The organism is Streptomyces sp. SID3343 (assembly GCF_009865215.1).
Classification (GTDB): domain Bacteria; phylum Actinomycetota; class Actinomycetes; order Streptomycetales; family Streptomycetaceae; genus Embleya.
Genome location: NZ_WWJX01000348.1, coordinates 1 through 4,371, shown reverse-complemented (window position 1 = coordinate 4,371; position 4,371 = coordinate 1). Strand labels below are relative to the sequence as shown.

Annotated in this window: 3 protein-coding genes; 2 read left to right on the top strand and 1 reads right to left on the bottom strand. The window is 69.3% G+C overall.

Features of this window, described 5'->3' with window-relative positions; all coding sequences use genetic code 11:
- On the top strand, positions 1-1,377 hold a 1,377-nt coding region (locus GT354_RS11970), incomplete at its 5' end, for a pentapeptide repeat-containing protein (RefSeq protein WP_161356280.1).
- Between the two features lie 885 nt (positions 1,378-2,262).
- On the top strand, positions 2,263-3,144 hold the full coding sequence (locus tag GT354_RS11965) for a calcium-binding protein (RefSeq protein WP_161356279.1): 882 nt from the start codon (positions 2,263-2,265) through the stop codon (positions 3,142-3,144).
- A gap of 373 nt (positions 3,145-3,517) precedes the next feature.
- On the opposite strand, the gene GT354_RS11960 is transcribed toward GT354_RS11965, so the two are convergent.
- Complete coding sequence (locus GT354_RS11960; protein ID WP_161356278.1) at positions 3,518-3,805, bottom strand: hypothetical protein; 288 nt, start codon at positions 3,803-3,805, stop codon at positions 3,518-3,520.
- Between the last annotated feature and the right edge of the window lie 566 nt (positions 3,806-4,371).

Sequence of the window (4,371 nt, the reverse complement as noted above, 5' to 3'; positions counted from 1 at the left end):
GCCTGGTTCGACGGCGCCACGTTCGCCGCCGACGCCCGCTTCGACGGCGCGACCTTCTCCGCCGACGCCCGGTTCGGCAGGGCGACCTTCTCCGCCAACGCCGGGTTCACCCATGCGACGTTCTCGGGCGATGCCTGGTTCGGTGGGGCCACGTTCTCGGGCGACGCCTGGTTCGCTGGAGCCACGTTCTCGGGCGATGCCAGGTTAGGCGGCGCCACGTTCTCGGGCGACGCCCGGTTCACCGGCGCGACGTTCCACTCCGTGCCGAAGTTGGGTCCTCTCGCGTGTGCGGGGGTCCTTGACCTGTCCGGGGCGGTGTTCGGCGTGCCGGTGGTGATCGAGGTCGCCGCCGCGCGTGTGTGGTGTGCGCGCACCCGGTGGGACGCGACGGCGATCCTGCGCCTGCGCCACGCCGCCCTCGATCTGACCGAGGCCGTCGTCGCCCACCCCCTCGCCGTCACCGCCCACCCCACCGTCTTCCACGTCGCCACAGGTGTCGTGGACGAGAACGGGTTGACGGGTAGTCCTGGCATCCATGTCCGGTCGCTACGCGGCGTCGACGCCGCGCACTTGGTCCTGACCGACACCGACCTGTCCGAGTGCGTGTTCAGCGGTGCCTTCCACCTCGACCAACTCCGCCTGGAGGGCGACACGCGCTTCGCCGTGCCTCCCACCGGCTGGCGGTTGCGCAAGGGTGTCCCCGCCCGACTCGCCCGTCGCCGCACGATCGCCGAAGAGCACCACTGGCGGGCCCTCACCCCCGGCGAACCACCGCCACCACGCGGCTGGGCACCCGGCCCCGGCCACCCGAACGCCGCGCTTGCCCCGGGCCCCGAGGACGTCGGCCCGGCCTATCGGGCGCTGCGCAAGGCGTCCGAGGACGCGAAGAACGAACCCGACGCGGCCGACTTCTACTACGGCGAAATGGAAATGCGCCGCCACGACCGCAAACGTCCCATCGGCGAACGCTCCCTGATCACCGGCTACTGGGTGCTCTCCGGCTACGGCCTGCGCGCCACCCGCGCCCTCGCCTGGCTTCTCCTCGGCATGACCACGACCGTGCTGGCGATGATGCTCTGGGGCCTGCCCACCAGCGACCCCAAACCCCGAAGCAGCGGCATCCAAGCCCCACCCGGGCAACGCATCGTCATGACCGTCGACAACCCCGACCCGAAACTCACCGGACCGCTCCACGAACGATTCACCGGCAAACGCGCCGAGAAAGCCGTACGCGTCGTCCTGAATTCGGTCGTCTTCCGCTCCTCGGGACAGAACCTCACCACGGCCGGCGCCTACGTCGAGATGACGAGCCGCTTCCTCGAACCCGTTCTCCTGGGCCTCGCCGCCCTCGCCATCCGCGGACGCGTCAAACGCTGATCCGCTGACACTTCTCGCGGCCGAGACCCGTGACAGGTTCACGACCGACAACATCTTTCGAGCGGCCGCGTACACATCCTTCGGGCGAAGTCCCCGCGTGCCGGGCGGGGTTGGCGTCAGGTGTCACCGTGGGTGATGTGCTCTTCACGGGGACCACGCATTCATCTGTCGGTGGGCTGTGCGGGCTGTGGCACCGATGCACCCTCGGGGACACGCCCCGGGTTACCCCTCGTCCGCGCGGGCCGAGGGGCCGGTCACACGATGATGGTCCAGATCGAGCGGTGCGCGGGGCCTCGGCGAGTTGCTCAGCGAGCTGCTCGAGGGTGGTCGCGTGCACGCGCATCACACGGCGGTCCAGGGCGCGCGTCACGTGCAGGTCCGGCCGCGGAGCGGGGGTGGTCGTCCACGCGGACGATCCGCCGGCCACACGGGACGAAGTGCACGTCGACGACCTGACACAGGCCACGACGGCGGTTCGGTCACCCGTGACCGCCAAGAAACCCGCGATCAGCCGGACGAAGCCCGGCTCGACAAGGGAAAACCGAGACCGGAAGCACTGTCACCAACCCGTTGACACCGCAACCACACATTCACAATCTCGTCCCCGCACCGCCTCCGATGATTCGGACGCTCGCGCAGATCTTTCGGACGGGTGAGCATGCGCGATGCACGGCTGCCCGACGACGATGGAACGCGCGAACAGGTACACCGTTCCCGCCCGCGTCCTCACCTGCGCACCAGCGGTTCGCACGAACCTCGCCTCCCGACGCCCCGCCACCCTGGCGGACCACCGAAGTTCGACCCGCACTCGCCCCGTGTCCACTTCCGGCGCGGTGGTGTGCCCGTCGACGGTGCACGTCGCCACCACGCAGAAAGGCCACACACATGTTCCGGAGAAGCCGGCCGGTCTGGCTCGCGATCGTGCCGCTCGTGCTGACGGGCGCAATGGGCGGTGCCGCCGCCTCGGCAGCACCCTCGACGATGAAGGACTGGTCCACGAAGACCCGTGTCGAGGACGGCGTGCTCTATGTGACGGCGGCTCCGGAAGTGAACAATTGGATCCAGGTCGAGGTGCGGGGCGCCAAAGCGCGCGTGTGGGAGATGGATGGCGCGCTGATCGCCGGCGCCGGTTGTGTCCAGTCGGGCGCGTGGGCGAGTGAATGCACCGGTTTCACCTCCATCGTGGTCGATGGCGGCGACTGGGGTGACGTCGTCGAGGTCGGAAACGCGACCACGCTGCCCTGTCGAGCGCACGGCGGCTCGTCGCAGGATCAGCTGTACGTGTACGGATGCGGAGCCGGAGGCGACGAGGGCGACGACGTGATCACCATCCTCCAGGAGGGGCTCGGCGTATCGGGCGGCAACGCGCCGTCCACTGCCGCGAACGAGGTCTTCGGTGGTCCCGGCCGGGACTCGCTGGATCTTCGCTCGAGTACCGGCCCGCTGACCGTGTCCCTCGATGACGTGGCCAACGACGGTTTGGTGGGAGACCCGAGGAACAACGTCCACTCCGACATCGAAGACGTGGCGGGCGGAGTCGACAGCGACGCCACACTCATCGGTTCGAATGGCGACAACCGCCTGCTGGGTGGCAACGGGAAGGACGTCATCGACGGTGCCGGCGGGAACGACTCCTTGATCGGCTACGAAGGTGACGACACCCTGCGGGGCGGGGCCGGCTTCGACGCCCTCGACGGCGGAGAGGGCTTCGATCGATGCGACGTGGGCGCCGACGGCGGTGACGCCCTTCGGTGCGAGGCATCCTGACGGGAGTCACGGGCGGGCGGTGGCCACGCGGCCCCGCCCGCCCGCTCGCTCGCTCGAACACCACCGAGGCGGTGGGACGCCCACCGGGCGGATCGAACACGAACCGCTGGGAGTAGCGGCCGACGCACGACCGGGTCCGGATCGGGATGTTGTCGCCCGGGTTGCTCTTCACGACGGTGAGGCACTTGTCTGAGAACGTCGTGGCGGCCGTTCCGCGGAGCGGCCGCTCGGGCAACGCCGAGTATCAGTCATTTATGCGCCGGTAGGGGAAGCGCGGGCGACGGCCTGACTGCGTCTGCGCCCCGGTGGCTTGTCCGTCTCGCCGGGTCCTGCCTGGGGCGGCGGGCTTCGGGTCATCGCGTTGCTACTGCGGTCAGGAGATCCGAACGCTGTGGCCGTTGGTGGAGACGATGGAGTCGCCTGCTTGGACGACCTCGGCACGACCGGTGCAGTTGCTACTGGAGAACACGTACGCGACCGCGGAAGTGTTGTTCTGGACCGTCAGGGGTGGGTTCCCGAACGGGTAGCAACCGGAGGGGTCGGTGATGACCTGGCCGTTGACGATCAGCTCTCCGGGTGCCGCCGATGCCGCGCCGGGTAGCGTCAGGCACAAAGCACCGACGGCAGCGAGTACACCAAGAGCGGCGATGGGACGTCGCATGGGACTTCTCCTTGTCTTGTGGGCCGAGCCGAGCCTTTCGGTCGCTCGACTCTTGTTGATTCGGCACGAGGGTCAGCGGGTGGTGAACGCAGTGTTTCGCCGACTCGCCTCCCCCGCCGGCCGTCGGGGGGCGATCGCACCCGATGCCGGTGACTTCCTTGCCCGGCTCATCCTCGCCGGGCGCTCGCGCGTCGCGCATGCTCGCTCGTCCGTGAAACTTGCGCGAGCGTTCAAAGCGCCGGGCGCACGACACTCGACGGCCCGTCACACGCGCTCATTCCGGGCGCGTAACGGGAGCGGATCCGCTCTCGAACCTGGCCAGGCGCCTCGCGTGCCGGGCGCCGGGCCGGGTTCGGGTCGCCGATGGTCGCAACTCTCGGACACGTCCGTGACACGCGGGGAATCGGGCGGCGGGGTCGAGGGAGACGCACGCAAGTGGCGACGACGACCGTGCCCGGGACGAGAACCGTGAGGGGGCGTCGCCGCAGTCACCGGTGTCGTCATCGCGACAGAGTGCCGAGTGCCGATCGTCGATCGTCGATCGTCGATCGTCGATCGTCGATCGT

Bases quoted from the DNA above. Each gene is read 5' to 3' on its own strand.
- GT354_RS11960 (WP_161356278.1), bottom strand. From the start codon at position 3,805: ATGCGACGTCCCATCGCCGCTCTTGGTGTACTCGCTGCCGTCGGTGCT.
- GT354_RS11965 (WP_161356279.1), top strand. From the start codon at position 2,263: ATGTTCCGGAGAAGCCGGCCGGTCTGGCTCGCGATCGTGCCGCTCGTG.